Raw genomic sequence first — 16,701 nt, 5'->3', positions numbered from 1 at the left:
GGGCCGCAGAAGAAGGCCAAGACCATGAAGGATCTGGTCGCCGAGGCGCAAACTCGCGTCGCGACCGTCCCGCCCGAACACGCGGCCAAAAACGAGGGGCCGGCCGCCCTGGTCCTTGATGTGCGCGAGCCGGGCGAACTCGAAACCCATGGGCGCGTGCCCGACGCCCTGCATGTGCCGCGTGGCCTGGTGGAAAGCCGCGCCGACGCGACCGCAACCACGGCGGAAGCCCGGCTGACCGACCTGCGCGACACGGGATGCGTCCATGTCCTGTGTGGATCCGGCGCCCGGGCGGCCCTGGTGGCCGACACCTTGCGCAGCATGGGATACGAGGCCACCGTGATCGAGGGCGGGTTCGAGGCCTGGAAGGCCAAGGGCCTTCCGGTCGAGAGCTGAGCCATGGACAGGCTGGCGCGCTATCTGCCCGCCCTGAACTGGGGACGGGCCTATGACCGGCACGCCCTGACCAGCGACGCGGTGGCGGCGGTGATCGTGACAATCATGCTGATCCCGCAGTCATTGGCCTATGCGATGCTGGCCGGCCTGCCGCCAGAGGCCGGGATCTATGCCTCGATCGCGCCCCTCGTCCTTTATGCGATCTTCGGCACATCGCGGACGCTCGCCGTCGGCCCCGTGGCGGTCGTGTCGCTGATGACCGCGACCGCCGTCGGGCAGGTCGCGCAACAGGGCACGGCGGGATACGCGGCGGCGGCGCTGACGCTGGCGGCGTTGTCGGGGCTGTTCCTGCTGGCGCTCGGAGTCTTCCGGCTGGGCTTTCTGGCCAACTTCCTCAGCCACCCGGTCATCGCAGGCTTCATCACCGCATCGGGCATCCTGATTGCGACGAGCCAGGTGAAGCATATCTTGGGGATCGAGGCGGGTGGCCATACCCTGGTCGAGATGATCCCCGCCATCCTGGCCCATCTGGGGCAGACGAACCCGCTCACCCTGGTGATCGGCGTTCTTTCCACGGCCTTCCTCTTCTGGGTCCGGCGCGGGCTGAAGCCGTTTCTCCGGCGGATGGGGGCCGGACCACTGCTGGCCGACATCGGGGCCAAGTCCGGCCCCGTCGCGGCGGTCGTGGTCACGACCCTGTCCGTCTGGGCCTTCGGCCTGGCCGACCGGGGCGTGGCCATCGTCGGCGCGGTGCCCCAGGGCCTGCCACCTCTGACAATGCCGGCCGTTATGCCCGATCTGATCCGCCAGCTGGTTGCCCCCGCTATCCTGATCTCGATCATTGGCTTCGTCGAATCCATCTCGATCGCGCAGACCTTGGCCGCAAAGCGCCGCCAGCGCATTGATCCTGACCAGGAACTGATCGGTCTGGGCATGGCAAACCTCGGCGCGGGCTTCACCGGCGGCTATCCGGTCACTGGCGGCTTTGCCCGTTCGGTCGTGAACTTCGACGCGGGGGCCGCGACCCCGGCCGCCGGTGTCCTGACCGCCGTGGGCCTGGCCATCGCCGCACTGCTGCTGACCCCTTTGATCTATTTCCTGCCCACCGCGACCTTGGCTGCAACCATCATCGTGGCGGTCCTCAGCCTTGTCGATTTTGCGATCCTGGCCCGGACATTCCGCTATTCGCGCGCCGATTTTGCCGCCGTCGTTACCACGGTCGTGCTGACCCTGGCCTGGGGCGTCGAGGTTGGCATCGCATCGGGCGTGATCCTGTCGGTGGGGCTGCATCTCTACAAGACCTCAAGGCCCCATGTGGCCGAGGTCGGGCTGGTGCCGGGCACCAACCATTTCCGCAACGTGCTGCGCCATGACGTGGCCACCGACCCTGCGGTGCTGACCCTGCGCGTTGACGAAAGCCTTTATTTCGTCAATGCCCGCTTTCTCGAGGATCTGATCCAGGATCGGATCGCAGAGCGGCCGGCGGTCCGGCATGTGGTGCTGATGTGTTCGGCGATGAACGAGATCGACTATTCAGCCCTCGAGAGCCTCGAGGCGGTCAACCACCGCCTGAAGGAGCTGGGCATCGGGCTGCACCTGTCCGAAGTGAAAGGCCCTGTCATGGACCGCCTGAAGAAAACGCATTTTCTGGACCACCTGAACGGAGAGGTCTTCCTGTCACAGTTCGACGCATGGACCACCTTGGTGAGGCAGGATACGGAAATGACAAACCTGACAGGCCTGCGCGAGGCCTCCGGGTAAGGGGTCCTGTTGCCATGATGATCGAAGAAAAAGCGGGCGCATTACCTCCGCCCGCTTTTTCTGTTCACCGCGATTTTCAGGAGGTCATTCGATCTGGGCGATGGCCTCGTCCATCCGCTCGCGCGCCTTTTTCGACATCTTAGCGGATTTGGCGGCCTCAAGATTGGCTGCTTCATCGCCGACCTGGATCATCCCCACCATGCCCATCGCGAAATGCGGCGTGCATTTGACACCGTAGAGACCAGGTTCCGACACCGTCAGCACGAATTCGTCGTTCACCTTGCTTTTGAACTTCTCGACGCCCTCAGGCAGCATTTCGGCGATGGACTCGACGTTGTGGCTCTTGTCCGTGGGCACGAAGGTCACCGTATCGCCCGGTTCGGCACGAACATAGGCCGGCTCGAAGACCATCATCCCGCTCTCGCCTTTGTTCAGCATCTGAACCTGGTGATCGGCGGCAAAACCTTCTCCGGCCATGGCAAAAAAGGCCGCCGGAATGGCGAGGCATGAAAAATAGGTCATGGTTCTTCCTGTCTGGTGGTTGGTATGAAGCGATCCGCGTGTTCGCGGATCGGGGCTGAGCCGCAGGCATCAGATAGGGCCGGCCGCGCCTTTCAGTCGAGGCTGGCGTCGGCAGGAGCGTCTTCCGCTCCGCCTTCAGTTCCCTCGCCCCCTGGCGTCACGTCCAGCACCGAGGCATGCATGGTGATCTCGACGTTGTCCTTGCAATTTTCCATGCAGGGTTCGGCGGAAAAGGCGGAGTATTCGATTTCTGCCCGATCATCCTCGATGAAACCATCGGCATTGGGCATCTGGACCTCGGTGAAGTTCTCGTTGGACAGAACAAAGTCGTCTTCCACAAGGCCGTTGGAATAGAGCAGATAGGCCGTGATCGCGTAGGTATCGTCAGGCGTCAGGATTTGCGCATTGCCGAACGGCATGGAGCGGTGGACGTAATCCCAGACGGTCGAAAGATAGGGCCAGTAGCTGCCGATGGTCTTCTCGGGATCTTCCCGGTCCAGCGTGCCCTCGCCCCCCGAAAGGGCAGGCCAGTTGTCCAGGCCCTCGGCAAAGTCGCCATGGCAGGCCGCACATTGCTCCAGATAGATTTCCTCGCCGGTCATGACGTCGCCCGAGCCGTCGGGCAGACCGGTGCCGTCGGGGCTGACATCCAGGTTCCACGCCGCAATCTCCTCGGGCAGCGCAGGCCGCCCCAGCCCCAGCGGCTGGCCTGCCGCAGGCGCGACATCAGACGGCGCAACCGGCGTTTCGGCTGCTGCCGTTCCTGCGGCCAGGACGATCAGCAGGGCGGTTGTGTTACGAAACTTCAACATTTTCCGCGCTTCCGTCTTTCTTGATCCACCAGGTCTGGATGCCGTTGTTGTGATAAATGGAGTTCTCGCCCCGGATCTCGCGCAGGGCGTTCTTGGTGGGCTGCACATAGCCGGTCTCGTCCACCGCGCGCGATTGCAGCAGCATCTCCTCACCGTCCCAGACGTGGTCCAGGTAGAAGCGTGTCATCGCCATGGGCACGCCAGGCTGGGCCAACCGCGCCGTGGTCCAGTTCTTGCCGCCGTCCACGGATACGTCCACACGGGCGATCGCCCCACGCCCGGACCAGGCCAGCCCGGTGATGACCAGCGGGCCGGGACCATGCTTGATGCCGACCTGCGGGCTGGGCGCAGTCACGACCGACTTGGCATCCATGACCCAGGTCCACTTCCGCGAGACCCCGTTGGCCAGGGTGTCGGTATATTTCGACGTCTCCTCACGGCTCTCGACGGGGCCGGCGGTTACCTCGATGCGGCGCAACCACTTGACCCACAGGTTGCCTTCCCAGCCGGGCACGACCAGGCGCGCGGGATAGCCGTGCTCCTTGCGCAGCGCCTCTCCATTGGCCTTGAAGGCGACCATCACGTCGTCCATCGCCTTCTCGATGGGGATAGACCGCCCGTTTGACGAGGCATCCGCCCCTTCGACATAAATCCACTTGCCCTCGGGTTTGACGCCCGCCTCGGCCAGCAGCGTCTTCAGCGAGACGCCGACATATTCCATGTTGTGGATCATGCCATGCGTGAACTGCGATCCGTTCAGTTGCGCGCCGGCCCATTCCATGCCGGTATTGGCCGCGCACTCGCAGAAATAGACGCCTTGGCTGCGGGGAAAGCGTTCCAGGTCCTCGTAGGTGAAGACCAGTTCGCGGTCCACAAGCCCGTTGATCATCAGGCGGTAGTCCGGCTTGGCCAGTTCGATCGCCCCGGAATGGTGCCGCTCGAAGGCGCAGCCAGCGGGGGTGATCGTGCCGTCCAACTGGTGGATCGGCGTGAAATTGATCGAGCTGATCGTGTCCGCCGTCAGCCAGGACACGTTGCGGCGGATCACGTCGGATTCAAAATGGATCGGCAGCCCATAGGGCGTGGCGTCCACGCCCTCGCCGCTGTAACGGGCCCAGTCCTGAACCTCGGTGATCAGCGGATCCGGCGCCCCCTGCCCGCGCGCGGCCGACACGGCGGTCGGCACGGCGACGCTGGCGGCCAGTCCGGCGCGCAAGAAGCCGCGGCGGCTGGTCGTTCCCGGTCTGACGGTCATGCGAACCAACTCCTTCATAGTCCCTTGACGGAAATGCTCGAGACGGGCGCGTCCTGCTGGGCGCCCCCAGCCTTGCGGATATGATCTTCGACCACGTCCCAGATTTGCGGCCCTTCGGTGCCCTCGTTGACCGAGGCCCAGCCGCCGACCACATAGCTGCGGGCGGGATCGATCGGCGCGTTCTCGGCGATCAAGCGAAGATCGGTGATGCGGCTGCCCATGGGCGCGCTCGGGTCGATCGTGTAGGCCAGCCCGCCGACGCGGACCATGTCCCCGCCCTGCTGATAATAAGGATCGGGGTTGAAGATATTGTCGGCCACATCCTCCATGACGGTCTTCAGCGTCTCGCCGGTCATCTCGGAGCGGTAGCATTCGCCGTAAGTCATCGAGGTGACCGAATGGATATCCTCGCGCGTGATGTCGCCCGGCAGGACCGAGGCCCCCCAGCGGACACCCGGCGACAGTGCGATCTCGGCATCCCGCTCCTCCAGGATGGCGCGGCAGATCAGGTCGTCCCAGGTGCCGTTGAAATTGCCTCGCCGGTAGAGCAGCTTGTCGGTCTGTCCAATTACCGCCTCCAGGTCCGCCTTGTAGGGCGCGCGGATTTCTTGGATCAGCGAGGCCATCTCGGAGTCGGGCGCGATCACGTCGGAAAAGACCGGGATCAGCTTGTGGCGGAAGCCCGCCATCCGGCCACCCTGCACGTCCAGATCGACGCGGCTGACGAACTTGCCGTGGCTGCCCGATGCGATGATGATCGTTTCGCCCACCAGCACCGGCTCGGGGATGGCGTCGTGGGTATGGCCCGACAGGATCACGTCTATCCCCTTCACCCGGCCCGCCATCTTGTGATCGACGTCAAAACCGTTGTGCGACAGGCAGACGACCAGATCGACATTCTGGCCGCGCAACTCGTCCACAACCTCCTGCATGCGCTCCTCGCGGATGCCAAAGCTGTATTCGGGGAACATCCATTTCGGGTTGGCGATCGGCAGATAGGGGAAGGCCTGCCCGATCACGCCGACGGCTATATTGCCCTTCTGGATGATCTTGTAGGGCTCAAAGGCCGGCTCGTCCCACTCCACGTCGTAGATGTTGGCGCCCAGGAACGGAAAGTTGCACTGCTCGATCAGCTCCTTGACCCGTTCGGTGCCGAAGGTGAACTCCCAATGGCTGGACATCGCCTCGACCCCCAGCAGGTTCTGGACCCGGACCATGTCCTCGCCCTGGGTCTTGAGGCTGGTATAGCTGCCGTGCCAGGTATCCCCGCCATCCAGCAGGATCGCGTCGGGACGGCTGCCGCGGATCGCCTTGACGATCGTCGCAATGCGGTCGAAGCCGCCCATCCGACCATAGGTCTTGGCCAAGGCCTCGAAGTCGGGATAGGTCAGGGCATAGGCTTCGGGGCTGCCCGGCGCGATCCCGAACATCTTCTGGAAGGTTTCTCCCACGACATGCGGGACGCGCCCGGCGGCTTCGCCCACGCCGATATTGGTGTCGGGTTCGCGGAACCAGACCGGCCGAAGATGGGCATGCGCATCCGTGACATGGATCAGCGTCAGGTTGCCAAAATCGTCGAACTGCAGCAGCTGGTCCTGCGTCAGCGCCTGCTGCGCCATGGCCCGCGACCAGTTGGACATGCCCAGCCCGGCAAGGATTGCCGATGTGGCCAAACCGGCCTGAAGAAATTCCCTGCGCGACGCCACTGTCACCTCATCGTATTCGAATAATTGCACATGTTGAGCATAGTTGGTCAGCCGCGGCACCTGCCGCGGCCTGTCTCAGTGACGAACAGCCGGAGTTTCGACGGCCAGCCCATTCCCGCGAGAAGCGACATAGAGTTCCAATTCCCGGAACTCCTGACTGCCTGCCTCGAAAGGCACCCCGCGCGTGTCGCGGACGCAGCCGACGAAACGCTGATGCATGGACACGGCGCCTTGGTCCTTCAGGCGATACAGCGGAAATCCGTTGATCTGCCCCTGGCTCAGATGGTCCGAGCGGATGTTCTTGCCGAAGTTGTCCTCGTGACAATTGGCGCAGGACATCTCCAACTGGCCAAAGCGCGTGTAATACATCTCCTTGCCCTTCTCCCAGAAGGGCGCGGCCTCGCCGTCGATCTTGACCGCGACCGGCATTCCCCGCGATTGCAGGCCGATGGCGGCGGTCATGTTCTTCATCTCCTGGCTGTTCCAGCCCCAGGCCTCAGCACCCATCCGGTTGGTGCGGCAGTCATTGACGTAGTTTTCCAGTGCCCAAAGCTCGCCCTTGTCGTTCACCTTGGGCATCTGGGCGCGCACGCCCTTCATGCTTTCCTCGATGTCGTTGTGGCAATCGGCGCAGGACTTGTCGGCGGTGCCTTCGGGCGTGCTCCATGTTTCTAGGCCGGCATCGACAAACAGGAACATCGGGTTGTCGAAATCGTCCTTCTGCATCGCGCGGGTGTCGGTGTCGCGGAACAGCCAGCCCGAATAGACCGTGTCCCCTAACGCACCCTCCAGATGATCGGGCGCCGGGGCCTGGGTCGCCAGTTCCTCCTCGCCATTGATGAGCAACTGGTCGTCCTGGACGGGGTCTGCATGGGCGGCGGTCAGGGCAAGTGTCGCCGCCAGGACCGCCACGGCCTTCACAGTATGTTGCAGCTTCATCTTGCCGTATTTCCTCCCTGGCGATGTCAGACTGCGCCACCCTCCATGGTCGCAGGCAGATCGGGCTTGGGCCCGGGTATCAGGACACTTCGACCTTGTGGGCGTCCTCGTAGACCGACCCGTCGTCGTCATACCAGGTGAACTTGAATTCCCCAGTTTCCGGCACCTTGGCGTCGAACTCGAGATAAGGGTTGGTGCTGATCGCCGGTTCCAGCGTGGTGTCCAGCACAAGCTGGCCGTTGAACTCGGCGGTGAAGCGGTTGATGATCGACCGCGGGATGACCTTGCCATCCTTGTCCTTGCGCTGACCCGACTCCATCGGATGCGAGATCAGCGTCTTGATCGTGATGACCTCATCCTTGGACGCGGTTTTCGGGACACGAACGCGCGGTTTGACGTTTTCTGCCATAGTCCTGTTCCTTCTGCCTGAATCAGCCGCCGCAACCGCCGATGGTGACCTTCACATTCGCCGCCGTGCGCACAAAGCTGCCGTCAGCCAGCTTGGCGACAGCGACGACATCCTGGGTCTTTGCCAAGCGGATGCGGGTTGCTGCAGCCTGGCTTGCGGCCAGCGGGCCAAAGATGAACTTGGCGACCCCGGGGGTCGGGTTTTCCGTGGCGATGAGCAGGATCTCGGATGCGCCGGGCGCCTCCACCGAGATAGGGACCGTATTGCCGTTCTCGGCGATCTCGGGGGCGGTCAGCTTGACGCCATCCCCTTCGGCCACCTCAGCGCCGCCGGTAAATTCGGCGATCATCTCGTCGGCGGTCTGGGTCGGAGCAGCGGCAGCATCCTGAGCCTGCACGGAGATCGGCAGCATGGCCAACCCGGCAAATCCCGCGCTTATGGCCAGAACTCCGCGTCGTGAAATCAGCATGGTTTCCTTCCTTCCTTGTCGCGTTCCAGACGTCCCAGCGGGACGCGGCTGGTTTCATTCCTTCAGCGTCATCAGATAGGCCACGACATCCTCGACCTGTTGGGCCGAGAGAATTGGCTGAATATCCTCGGGCTTCTCGGGGGGCTTTGCCGTATAAGCCACCCCCGGCCGGATGAAGGGGCCCACTTTATACATTCCGGGCATGAATGAGTCCGGGAAGGTGTGCTTGGCGTCAACCACGATCCCGCGCAACTGCGCTTCGGACCAGCGGTCTGCCGCACCATCAAGCTGTGGGCCGATATTGCCTTGGAAGGGGACATCGGGCAGGGCCTCGATGGCATGGCAGGCGACGCAGTTACCCAAGGCATTCGTCGTCATGACGACCTTGCCTTCCTCGGGCTTGCCGGGCGTGCCGGTCAGGGATTCGGAAATTGACCCGTCTTCCGCCCAAGGCACATCAGCCGGTGCAATCTCTGCCATCACCGGCGCACCAAGGCCGGCCACCACAACTGTAAGCACCAAGATATGCTGCATCTGACCTCCCCCCAAAGGCGCAAAAGACGCCCTCCCTTGCGACTCATGCATGGATCACTCTAGGGTCTTTGATCCCGGAAGCAATAGTTATATTGCAATAAGTGAATGTTTGGTGAAACATCGGCCAACAGGCCGTGCTGCAGACGAAGGATACCAATGAGCGGATCGGACAGCCTCGCGCGCTTTAGCCTGGGAAAACTGTTGTTCGGCAGAATGGACGCCATGCCCTCCAGCCCATCCACCGCGCAGACAGATCCAACGGCGCGCTCCGCCGCGATCGAGGAGGCCGCTAACGTCTTCAAGGCCCTGGGACACGAAGGACGGTTTCTTATCCTTTGCCATCTGGCGCAGGGTCCGAAGAGTGTCGGCGAGCTTGAAGGGATGCTGGACGCACGGCAGTCGGCGGTCAGCCAGCAGCTTGCGCGATTGCGGATCGAAGGGTTGGTCACGGCGCGCCGGGACGGGAAGACGATCTTCTACTCGCTCAAGGACCCGCGCATCGGTGAACTGCTGATCTGCTACGCACGGATCTTTGGCAATGAAGATCGTCGGGACCTTTGACTGGCCCAACCATGACAGCGGACATTGCGGCAGGATTGCAGGCCGGAGCGGTCGGACTTGGCGTCGGAGTGCTTCTGGGCCTTTGTGCGCGATTGGGAGATTTCTGCACCTTAGGCGCTCTTGAAACCGCTCTGATTGGCCGGGACTACCGCCGCATTCATATCTGGAGCCTTGCCCTTGGCGTCGCTATCTTGTCGACCCATCTGGCCGATGCCGCAGGCCTGATCGACATCGGCCGAAGCCTTTATCACAGCATTGCCTGGAACCCGGTGGCGAGTGTCGCAGGTGGTCTGCTGTTTGGCTATGGCATGGCAATGGCGGGCAACTGCGGTTTCGGTGCATTGGTCCGGGCTGGCGACGGCGACATCCGGTCGGTGCTGATCGTGGTCGTATTGGGTATTGCCACCTATGCGACGCTTGCAGGGCCGCTGGCGCCCCTGAGGGTCTTCGTGTTCCCCCAGACAGAGCAAACTGGGCGATCTGGGATGGGTGAGGCCTTCGCAGCCATGAGCGGTCTTGAACCTGCCTGGCTGGCAGCTGCCCTCGGCCTCGCCCTGGTAGCAGTGGGGTTGCGCCATCCGCAGGTGCGCCATTCGGCTGTGACAGTCATCTGCGCAGCAGGGGTGGGAATGTCCGTGGTCCTTGCCTTTATCGGCACCATGAAGGTTGCACGCCTTAGCATGGACGCCGTCCTGATCGAGGGACCGTCATACACCGCTCCGGTGGGGCGAACGATCCTGTATCTGATGACCGCGACAGGAACGCTGCCCTCCTTTTCAGTCGGTCTGGTTTCAGGCACGCTCGCCGGGGCCATAGCGGGATCGTTGTGGCGGCGCAGCTTCCGGTGGGAAGCCTGCGACGATCCGCGTGAGTTGGGCCGCCAGTTGGGCGGCGCCATCATGATGGGGATCGGCGGGGTCATCGCCATGGGCTGCACCATTGGCCAAGGGCTGACCGCCACTGCCCTGCTGGTTTGGTCAGGCCCCGTAACCTTGATGGCGATCGCCGCCGGGGCCTGGGTGGGCCTGCAGCGACTGCTGCTGTCCGAGGATCTCTAGTCCCTCGCCGGCCGACGCTGGCGGAACCTGCTGGACCTATTCCGTCCCGGTATCGACCAGCCTGGTGAGCATCTCATTGACCGGCTGCATCGTCTCGCCCGGGTAAGTGCGGTGGCCAACGATGATCTTGCCCGGTTCGTCAGCGGTCTCGTAGACAAAGATGCTATACGGGCAGTGCTGGATATTGGTTGGATCGACCTCCATCACCTCGCGCGATACCTTGGCGGAGCAGAAGCTGAAGATATCGGCTTGGGTGAACAGATCCTTGGCGCCGCCCACATCTTCCTTGGTGCGCGCCAGCATGTCGCCCACATGGCTTGTCAGGTCAATCACCAGGCCCTCGTTCGTGATCGCCTGTTCCACAGCAAACGCCACGTCCTCGAACGACCCCTCCACTGTGCGGACATAGGAACCGCCAGTCTCGCCTGATGACGACGAGGCCGCATCTTGGGCCATCGCCTGCCCGGAAGGCAGGGAAAGAACCAGAAGCGCAGCGCAGGCCCTAAGAATTGCTAACTTGGTCATCAGTTCGTTTCTCCTGTTTTATTGGGCGTGGAAAGCTGCAAGTCGGATGGGGTGTCTGCGGCGGGCTCGGCAGGCCAGCCCGCATCGTGCAGAAGGCGGTCGAGCAGGACCCAGAAGAATTCATCGCCCGCATAGCCTTCAATGCGGCCAACCTCGATCCCATCGGACAACAACACAAAGGTTGGGGTAAACGCCGGGAATCGCCCGGTCAGCATCACGTCCGAAGGAAGCGGCGCCTTGATGTCCAGCCGCTGCAGCGGCGCGACCTGCCCCTCTGCCGTCTTGGGATAGGCGGGACCGATCTCCTCGTTCCACTCACGGCAATAGCTGCATCCGTCGCGTTCGAACATCAGAAGCTGGAACTCGGCCGCATAGGCCCCAGCCGCCATTGCGCACAGCACAACCGGGGCCGCAACCAGGAAGGCAAGTCGAGACCAGGACGGATACAGCTTGGAGACCATGGGGAACCGCATTGACGGACGGCGATACGTATTCCAATATGATGATATAACCGTGTCAATGCAAGCATGGTGGTCAGGGAGCGCCTCGATCCACCCGGACCTGCCGGAAAGTTGCCGATGCCCGAAATCACGTTTGGCGGGGCTGCCATCGCGGGACTGCTGTCGTTCCTCTCTCCCTGCATCCTGCCGATGGTGCCGTTCTATCTGTGCTATCTCGCTGGCGTGTCGATTGCTGAGATCAAGGGACCGCAGGGGATGGAGCCGCGCGCGCAGCGGCGGCTTGTGTTCGGGGCCATTGCGTTTTCCTTAGGGGTCACGACGATCTTCGTGTTGCTGGGCCTTGGCGCCACAGCCGCTGGATCGGCTTTTTCCCAATGGCGGACGGAACTGTCCTGGGTTGCGGCGGCGATCCTGGGGCTGTTCGGGCTGCACTTTCTGGGCATCATCCCCATCCCGCTTCTTTACCGCGAGGCCCGAATTGAATCCTCGGGTAACCCGGCGACTCTGGCAGGCGCTTATGTGATGGGACTGGCCTTTGGCTTTGGCTGGACGCCCTGCGCGGGACCGGCCCTGGCGGCGATCCTGTTCGTCGCCTCAGCGCAGGACAGCCTTTGGCACGGTGGAACGCTGCTGCTGGTTTATGGGTTGGCGATGACCTTTCCCTTTGTCCTGATCTCATTCTTCACCCGGCCGTTCATGTCCTGGGCCGCGCGCCATCAGCGGATCCTGGGAATGGTCGAAAGGGTCATGGGAGTCATGCTGATCCTGTTTGCAGTCCTGATCGCCACGGACGGCGTAAACCGGATCGCCGCCGTCATGGTGGACAACATGGATTGGAGTGCAACGACGCGATGACACGACTTCATCTTGCCTTGGGTCTTGTCCTGCCGCTTCTGGCCTCTCCCGCCTTCGCAGGCTCGGTCCCCTTGGGCGACGACGGGCTGCACAAGCCGGATTGGCTGAAGAACAGCTTCAAGGACCTGGCCGAAGACAACCAGGAAGCAGCCGAGGCAGGCCGCCATCTGCTGCTGATGGTCGAACAACGCGGCTGCATCTATTGCGCCCGGCTTCACAACGAGGTTCTCACCGATCCACGCATCGACCGGCTGATCCGCGATCATTTCGATGTGGTGCAGGTCGATCTGTTCGGCGGGACCGAACTAACCGATACGGATGGGGAGGTTCTGACCGAGAAGCGCGCCACCGCAAAGTGGGGTGTGCCGCTGACGCCGACGCTGATCTTGCTGCCCCCTGCCCTGCTGCCCGGCACGGACGCCGCCCGCTCTGCCATGGCGGTGATCCCGGGCGTTATGGACGCCGACGATACGCTGAAGGTGCTGGAATGGGCGGCGGCGGGCGGACCCGAGACCGGGCGCGACATCCGGGATGTGTTGTTCCAGTAATCCGCCAGACCCGCCATGCTTCCCGACAGAAAGGATCCACAATGCACATCGCCCGCCGCTTTTTTCTGACCCGCACTGCCGCGCTGATCTCGGCTGCGGCGCTGCCGCTTGCCCCCCTGCGCGGCTGGGCCGTGACCACGATGACCGCGGGCGATCTGCGCATCGACAGTGTGTCGGACGGGCATATCGAGTTCCCGCCCGATTTTGTTTTCTCCACGATCCCAGAAGCCGAGCGGGCCGATCTTCTGAGCAGCCTGAACATCGACGCGAAAGCTGTGGTCCACAGTCCACTGAACATCACGCTGCTGCGCCAAGGGGACCGCGTGGTGCTGTTCGATGTCGGTTCGGGGCCCGACTTCGTGCCCACGGCCGGCCGCCTGGTCGATGCCCTCTCTGCCCTTGAGGTCTTGCCCGAGGATGTGACCGACGTAATCTTCACCCACGGACACCCCGATCACCTGTGGGGTGTTCTGGACGATTTCGACGAACCCTTGTTCCCCAATGCGGTGCTGAAGATGGGCCAGGTCGAATTCGACTACTGGACAGACCCCACGACGATAGACACCATCGGAGAGGAACGTCAGTCCTTTGCCGCGGGTGCCATGCGCCGCCTGACCGCCCTTGGCGATCTCATGGAACGCTTTGACGACGGGGCCGAGGTGCTGCCCGGCATCCGGGCGGTCATGACCCCCGGCCATACGCCCGGCCACATGTCCTTCGAGATTGGCGCCCCGGATCAGGGTGTGTTCGTGACGGGTGATTTCGTCACGATGCTGGTTGGCTTTGTCCGGCCCGACCTGGGAACGGCGACCGATCACGACCCTGCACTTGCGGCGCAGACCCGTCAGACCATGCTTGCGCGACTGGCGGACGAGGGCTGGACGGTCCTCGGCTATCACCTGCCCGATGGCGGCATCGGCCGTGTCCGACGCGAGGGCGACGCATTCTCGTTCGAAAGCGAGGCATGAAGATGCGGTTTGATGCATGCACGTTTGCAGTCGGGACGCTGCTCGGGATGACGGCGACATTGGCACAGGCCGATGATACGCCTGACAAGCATCCCGGCTCGGTCCTCTATGATGCGCCCCTCAAGGTGGCAGAGGGCGTCTACAGCGCGATCGGCGCAACTCAGCCGCCGACCTATGAAAACGCCGGCCATAACAACAACCTGTCCTTCATCGTGACGTCGGACGGAGTTGCGGTCGTCAACGGCGGCGCGTCGTGGAAGCTGGCCGAGGCCCTGCACGCCGAGATCCGCAAGATCACTGACCAGCCAGTCAAGCTGGTCATCAACGAAAACGGCCAGGGCCACTCAATGCTGGGCAACAGCTACTGGGCCGCGCAGAGTGTTCCCATTTTGGCCCATGAGGACGCAGTGGCCGACTTCATCGACACCGAAGGCCCGCGCGGGCTCAAGGCGCTGAAATCCTACGCAAGGGAAAACGCCGAAGGCACAAGCATCGTGGAGCCGACGGAAACCTTCACAGAGCGCAAGGACATCCAGATGGGCGACACCAGGATCGAGGTTCTACACCTCGGGCCAGCCCACTCTCCCGGCGATACGCAGGTGTGGCTACCCGACAGCAAGGTCCTGATCGCCGGCGACATCGCGTTTTCGGAACGGATGCCGCCGATCTTCGAAGGCACCTGCACCCTGTGCTGGATCGAAACTTTTGAAACCAGGCTGGAGCCGCTTGGGGCCGACATCATCGTTCCTGGCCACGGGGCACCCACTGATCTTGCCACCGTGCGGCACGGAACCGTCGACTACCTCAAGGACCTGCGCGCGAAGATTGCCGAGCATCTCGATGCCGGGGGCGACCTGTCGCAGGCTTACTACGTGGACCAGTCCCAATGGACATGGATGGATACGTTCGACGAACTGGCCACGAAGAATGCCGGAGTGGTGTTTTCCGAAATGGAGTTCGAATGATTGCGCGCGGCGGGGCGGATCACACCCCCTCTTCCCGCCGCTGATCAACCAGGCGATCGGTGGCCATGCCCCCGACCCACATCGAGAAGAGCGCGATCCAGGCCGTCAGGGCCATGATCGAGGTGCCCGACACGCCGTTGCCGATCGAGCATCCCCCCGCCAACATCCCGCCGAACCCCATCATCACGGCGCCCACCATGGCGCGACGCGTCTGTGCTGCGCTTTCGAAGCTTTGGAACCGCAGGACGCCACCGATCCAGGCCGCCAGGAACGAGCCGATGAAGACGCCCGGCACTAGGCCGACGTCAAAGCTCCAGCCCTCGAACAGCACCAGCATGGCCATCAAAGTGTTGGCGGAAGGGCCGGTAAAGGTCACGGATGTGACTGAGACGGGATCGAAGGCGATCTGCGAGAGGTTGTAGGTCAGGAAATAGCCGATCGCTACTGTGACGCCCACGCCAGCCCCAAAGATCAGGATGCCGGCTGAGATGCGGTTGCGCCAGGCAATGAACAGCGCGAGTGCTGCACACAGCATGCCCATCAGCAGCGGCCCCCGATCCGGCAGCCCGAGGCCTGCAAACAGATCGACATTGCGTCCATCGGGCGTGATCCACAGCTGGGCAAGTTGGGCGCGTGCGCTGGAAAGCCAGCCGTGCAGCGTCATCTGTGCCGTCACGGCGAACAGCAGCCCACTGAGGATCGACCGCAGGTTTCCGGTCGCCGCCAGCACCAGCAGGCGTCCAGGGCAACCGCGCGCAAGCACCATTCCCGCTCCGAAGATCAGCCCGCCGATGATCGCGCCGCTGATGCTGCCGGTGACGGACATCATCCGCGCGGCGTCGGTGTCGACCAAGCCCTGCATCCGGGCTGCCTGAACCCAGATCACGGCCGAAGAAAATGCCAGCAGCCAGACGGCCATGCGTGGCCCCAGCACCCCCCGGGCGAATTCAACAGTGGCCGCCCGCAAACAGAAGGCCGACCGCTGCGCCGCCACACCGAAGAAAACCCCCACCAGCATCCCCATCAGTGCTGCCGTGGGCATGTCTCCCACCCTGTCCGTGATGGCTGAGATTTCCATCGCCTGGTTCATTTCATGGCTCCAGCCGGGTCATGACGGCGCGAACTTAAACTTACCATGCGACAGGTTATCCGAACCAGTCCGAGGTATGCTCCCTCGCAGCTTCTCTGCCCTGGGGCGCCCTAGGTGTCGAAACCAGGGACGCGCCCTTGAGACAATCGCCCAAGTGGACTGATCCGTCAGTGTGCTGCGTCGAAAGCTGCTTCGGCACGACGCTCAACCGAACGACTGTTGTCTGGCAAATCGTCAAAGTCGCCACGCAGCGCTTTGAGGGCATCGCGCTCGCGCTCCATCTCGTCCAGCGGTCGTACTGATCTGTTCCTTCCCGTCACCGGCGCAAACTTCTGGCGCGCTGCCTTTGCGCCCTCGCGCGCTTTCATGACTTCGCGGGCATCCATTGCATCAAGCCGTCGCTGAACGGTACGGCGCGTCGGGGGCTGAAGCCCCCGCTGAAGGCAGGCACTGTGGATTTCTGTCACAACTCGCGCCAGGCTGGCTGGGGCGTTCTCGCTGAAGGTAGTATCGAGTCAAATGGTCTTCGATGATGCCCTCGACATCACCGGGCACCATCACCGACCCCGTGGGTCGGCCACGTTTGCGGGGAACAAGAGCGCTTGTCCGGCCACCTTCTTCTGCAAGCCGTCGGATCCAGCGCCAGACTGTGGTCCTGCTGACGCCAAGCTCCCAGACTGCATCACGTATACCGCTCTCCAAGCTCCCGGTGCGATTGAGATACGCCTGTACAAGCGGTCGAAGGACCGATTCCTGGCGCAGCGCCTCAGCACCAGCATCGCCACAGTCTGGTCGTGTCTCGGAAGTGGTAGAAATTGGACAGTGGCGTAATCTCCGGGTGAACTGACACCCACCCAACCGGCGGCT

General features: G+C 63.0%; 19 protein-coding genes and 1 pseudogene. 8 read left to right on the top strand and 12 right to left on the bottom strand.

Annotated features, from left to right (window positions below; all coding sequences use genetic code 11):
- Positions 1-24: 24 nt before the first annotated feature.
- Together OU682_RS18705 and OU682_RS18700 are read left to right on the top strand one after the other, a co-directional pair.
- Positions 25-396 (top strand): rhodanese-like domain-containing protein, encoded by a 372-nt coding sequence (locus OU682_RS18705; RefSeq protein ID WP_268943741.1) that lies wholly within the window; start codon positions 25-27, stop codon positions 394-396.
- 3 nt (positions 397-399) lie between these two features.
- Positions 400-2,157, top strand: coding sequence for a SulP family inorganic anion transporter (locus tag OU682_RS18700; RefSeq protein WP_268943723.1), 1,758 nt, complete (start codon positions 400-402; stop codon positions 2,155-2,157).
- Positions 2,158-2,241: 84 nt separating this feature from the next.
- Here OU682_RS18700 and OU682_RS18695 read toward each other — a convergent pair whose 3' ends face one another.
- The 8 genes and pseudogenes from OU682_RS18695 to soxX all read right to left on the bottom strand — a co-directional run bounded on the left by OU682_RS18695 (position 2,242) and on the right by soxX (position 8,803).
- Positions 2,242-2,679 carry a pseudoazurin gene (locus tag OU682_RS18695; RefSeq protein WP_371832272.1) on the bottom strand — a complete coding sequence of 146 codons (438 nt, stop codon included), beginning with the start codon at positions 2,677-2,679 and terminating at the stop codon, positions 2,242-2,244.
- A 107-nt stretch (positions 2,680-2,786) separates the two neighbouring features.
- Positions 2,787-3,491, bottom strand: a pseudogene (locus OU682_RS18690) (c-type cytochrome); the annotation flags it as partial.
- Complete coding sequence (gene soxC / locus OU682_RS18685) at positions 3,475-4,746, bottom strand: sulfite dehydrogenase (RefSeq protein WP_268943722.1); 1,272 nt, start codon at positions 4,744-4,746, stop codon at positions 3,475-3,477. The gene soxC and the pseudogene OU682_RS18690, both read right to left, overlap by 17 nt.
- Positions 4,747-4,760: 14 nt before the next feature.
- The gene (gene soxB, locus OU682_RS18680) at positions 4,761-6,452 is read right to left on the bottom strand and encodes a thiosulfohydrolase SoxB (protein WP_268943739.1); all 1,692 of its coding nucleotides are present in this window, start codon (positions 6,450-6,452) and stop codon (positions 4,761-4,763) included.
- A 75-nt stretch (positions 6,453-6,527) separates the two neighbouring features.
- Entirely contained in the window at positions 6,528-7,391 is an 864-nt protein-coding gene (soxA, locus tag OU682_RS18675) for a sulfur oxidation c-type cytochrome SoxA (RefSeq protein WP_268943721.1), read from the bottom strand.
- A 79-nt stretch (positions 7,392-7,470) separates the two neighbouring features.
- Complete coding sequence (gene soxZ / locus OU682_RS18670; protein WP_268943720.1) at positions 7,471-7,800, bottom strand: thiosulfate oxidation carrier complex protein SoxZ; 330 nt, start codon at positions 7,798-7,800, stop codon at positions 7,471-7,473.
- Positions 7,801-7,822: 22 nt separating this feature from the next.
- Complete coding sequence (gene soxY, locus OU682_RS18665) at positions 7,823-8,269, bottom strand: thiosulfate oxidation carrier protein SoxY (RefSeq protein ID WP_268943719.1); 447 nt, start codon at positions 8,267-8,269, stop codon at positions 7,823-7,825.
- Positions 8,270-8,323: 54 nt separating this feature from the next.
- The gene (gene soxX, locus OU682_RS18660) at positions 8,324-8,803 is read right to left on the bottom strand and encodes a sulfur oxidation c-type cytochrome SoxX (RefSeq protein ID WP_268943718.1); all 480 of its coding nucleotides are present in this window, start codon (positions 8,801-8,803) and stop codon (positions 8,324-8,326) included.
- Positions 8,804-8,959: 156 nt separating this feature from the next.
- On the opposite strand from soxX, the gene OU682_RS18655 reads away from it, so the two are divergent.
- Together OU682_RS18655 and OU682_RS18650 are read left to right on the top strand one after the other, a co-directional pair.
- Positions 8,960-9,364, top strand: a complete 405-nt coding sequence (locus OU682_RS18655) for an ArsR/SmtB family transcription factor (protein WP_371832271.1) — start codon at positions 8,960-8,962, stop codon at positions 9,362-9,364.
- Between the two features lie 11 nt (positions 9,365-9,375).
- The gene (locus tag OU682_RS18650) at positions 9,376-10,422 is read left to right on the top strand and encodes a YeeE/YedE family protein (RefSeq protein ID WP_268943717.1); all 1,047 of its coding nucleotides are present in this window, start codon (positions 9,376-9,378) and stop codon (positions 10,420-10,422) included.
- A 36-nt stretch (positions 10,423-10,458) separates the two neighbouring features.
- Here the strand turns inward: OU682_RS18650 and OU682_RS18645 are convergent, their stop codons facing one another.
- Entirely contained in the window at positions 10,459-10,947 is a 489-nt protein-coding gene (locus tag OU682_RS18645) for a DUF302 domain-containing protein (RefSeq protein WP_268943716.1), read from the bottom strand.
- A complete protein-coding gene (locus OU682_RS18640; protein ID WP_329609826.1) occupies positions 10,947-11,297 on the bottom strand; it encodes a hypothetical protein in 351 nt (116 codons plus the stop codon). The genes OU682_RS18645 and OU682_RS18640 overlap by 1 nt, the downstream gene beginning before the upstream one ends.
- A 228-nt stretch (positions 11,298-11,525) precedes the next feature.
- Between OU682_RS18640 and OU682_RS18635 the strand changes: the two genes are divergently transcribed.
- The 4 genes from OU682_RS18635 to OU682_RS18620 are packed head-to-tail and all read left to right on the top strand — an operon-like array spanning position 11,526 to position 14,744.
- Positions 11,526-12,263 carry a cytochrome c biogenesis CcdA family protein gene (locus tag OU682_RS18635; protein WP_268943714.1) on the top strand — a complete coding sequence of 246 codons (738 nt, stop codon included), beginning with the start codon at positions 11,526-11,528 and terminating at the stop codon, positions 12,261-12,263.
- Positions 12,260-12,811 (top strand): thioredoxin family protein, encoded by a 552-nt coding sequence (locus OU682_RS18630; RefSeq protein ID WP_268943713.1) that lies wholly within the window; start codon positions 12,260-12,262, stop codon positions 12,809-12,811. Before OU682_RS18635 ends, OU682_RS18630 begins: the two co-directional genes overlap by 4 nt.
- 41 nt (positions 12,812-12,852) lie before the next feature.
- Entirely contained in the window at positions 12,853-13,779 is a 927-nt protein-coding gene (locus tag OU682_RS18625) for an MBL fold metallo-hydrolase (RefSeq protein WP_268943712.1), read from the top strand.
- Between the two features lie 2 nt (positions 13,780-13,781).
- Positions 13,782-14,744, top strand: a complete 963-nt coding sequence (locus OU682_RS18620) for an MBL fold metallo-hydrolase (RefSeq protein ID WP_371832273.1) — start codon at positions 13,782-13,784, stop codon at positions 14,742-14,744.
- Between the two features lie 19 nt (positions 14,745-14,763).
- Here the strand turns inward: OU682_RS18620 and OU682_RS18615 are convergent, their stop codons facing one another.
- Complete coding sequence (locus tag OU682_RS18615) at positions 14,764-15,822, bottom strand: YeeE/YedE family protein (protein WP_268943711.1); 1,059 nt, start codon at positions 15,820-15,822, stop codon at positions 14,764-14,766.
- Between the two features lie 179 nt (positions 15,823-16,001).
- Positions 16,002-16,220: a hypothetical protein gene (locus tag OU682_RS18610; protein ID WP_268943710.1), complete on the bottom strand. Its 219-nt coding sequence runs from the start codon at positions 16,218-16,220 to the stop codon at positions 16,002-16,004.
- Between the last annotated feature and the right edge of the window lie 481 nt (positions 16,221-16,701).

Origin of the sequence: Paracoccus benzoatiresistens (assembly GCF_026913015.1) — a bacterium.
In the GTDB taxonomy this organism is placed as follows: domain Bacteria; phylum Pseudomonadota; class Alphaproteobacteria; order Rhodobacterales; family Rhodobacteraceae; genus Paracoccus; species Paracoccus benzoatiresistens.
The sequence above is the reverse complement of the archived record's forward strand: the minus strand, read 5'-3'. Positions and strand labels throughout refer to the sequence as shown.

Bases quoted from the DNA above. Each gene is read 5' to 3' on its own strand.
- soxZ (WP_268943720.1), bottom strand. From the start codon at position 7,800: ATGGCAGAAAACGTCAAACCGCGCGTTCGTGTCCCGAAAACCGCGTCC.
- OU682_RS18645 (WP_268943716.1), bottom strand. From the start codon at position 10,947: ATGACCAAGTTAGCAATTCTTAGGGCCTGCGCTGCGCTTCTGGTTCTT.
- OU682_RS18630 (WP_268943713.1), top strand. From the start codon at position 12,260: ATGACACGACTTCATCTTGCCTTGGGTCTTGTCCTGCCGCTTCTGGCC.
- soxA (WP_268943721.1), bottom strand. From the start codon at position 7,391: ATGAAGCTGCAACATACTGTGAAGGCCGTGGCGGTCCTGGCGGCGACA.
- soxC (WP_268943722.1), bottom strand. From the start codon at position 4,746: ATGACCGTCAGACCGGGAACGACCAGCCGCCGCGGCTTCTTGCGCGCC.
- OU682_RS18700 (WP_268943723.1), top strand. From the start codon at position 400: ATGGACAGGCTGGCGCGCTATCTGCCCGCCCTGAACTGGGGACGGGCC.
- soxX (WP_268943718.1), bottom strand. From the start codon at position 8,803: ATGCAGCATATCTTGGTGCTTACAGTTGTGGTGGCCGGCCTTGGTGCG.
- OU682_RS18705 (WP_268943741.1), top strand. From the start codon at position 25: ATGAAGGATCTGGTCGCCGAGGCGCAAACTCGCGTCGCGACCGTCCCG.
- OU682_RS18625 (WP_268943712.1), top strand. From the start codon at position 12,853: ATGCACATCGCCCGCCGCTTTTTTCTGACCCGCACTGCCGCGCTGATC.
- OU682_RS18635 (WP_268943714.1), top strand. From the start codon at position 11,526: ATGCCCGAAATCACGTTTGGCGGGGCTGCCATCGCGGGACTGCTGTCG.
- OU682_RS18640 (WP_329609826.1), bottom strand. From the start codon at position 11,297: ATGTTCGAACGCGACGGATGCAGCTATTGCCGTGAGTGGAACGAGGAG.
- OU682_RS18650 (WP_268943717.1), top strand. From the start codon at position 9,376: ATGACAGCGGACATTGCGGCAGGATTGCAGGCCGGAGCGGTCGGACTT.
- OU682_RS18610 (WP_268943710.1), bottom strand. From the start codon at position 16,220: ATGGATGCCCGCGAAGTCATGAAAGCGCGCGAGGGCGCAAAGGCAGCG.
- OU682_RS18615 (WP_268943711.1), bottom strand. From the start codon at position 15,822: ATGGAAATCTCAGCCATCACGGACAGGGTGGGAGACATGCCCACGGCA.
- OU682_RS18655 (WP_371832271.1), top strand. From the start codon at position 8,960: ATGAGCGGATCGGACAGCCTCGCGCGCTTTAGCCTGGGAAAACTGTTG.
- soxY (WP_268943719.1), bottom strand. From the start codon at position 8,269: ATGCTGATTTCACGACGCGGAGTTCTGGCCATAAGCGCGGGATTTGCC.
- OU682_RS18695 (WP_371832272.1), bottom strand. From the start codon at position 2,679: ATGACCTATTTTTCATGCCTCGCCATTCCGGCGGCCTTTTTTGCCATG.
- OU682_RS18620 (WP_371832273.1), top strand. From the start codon at position 13,782: ATGCGGTTTGATGCATGCACGTTTGCAGTCGGGACGCTGCTCGGGATG.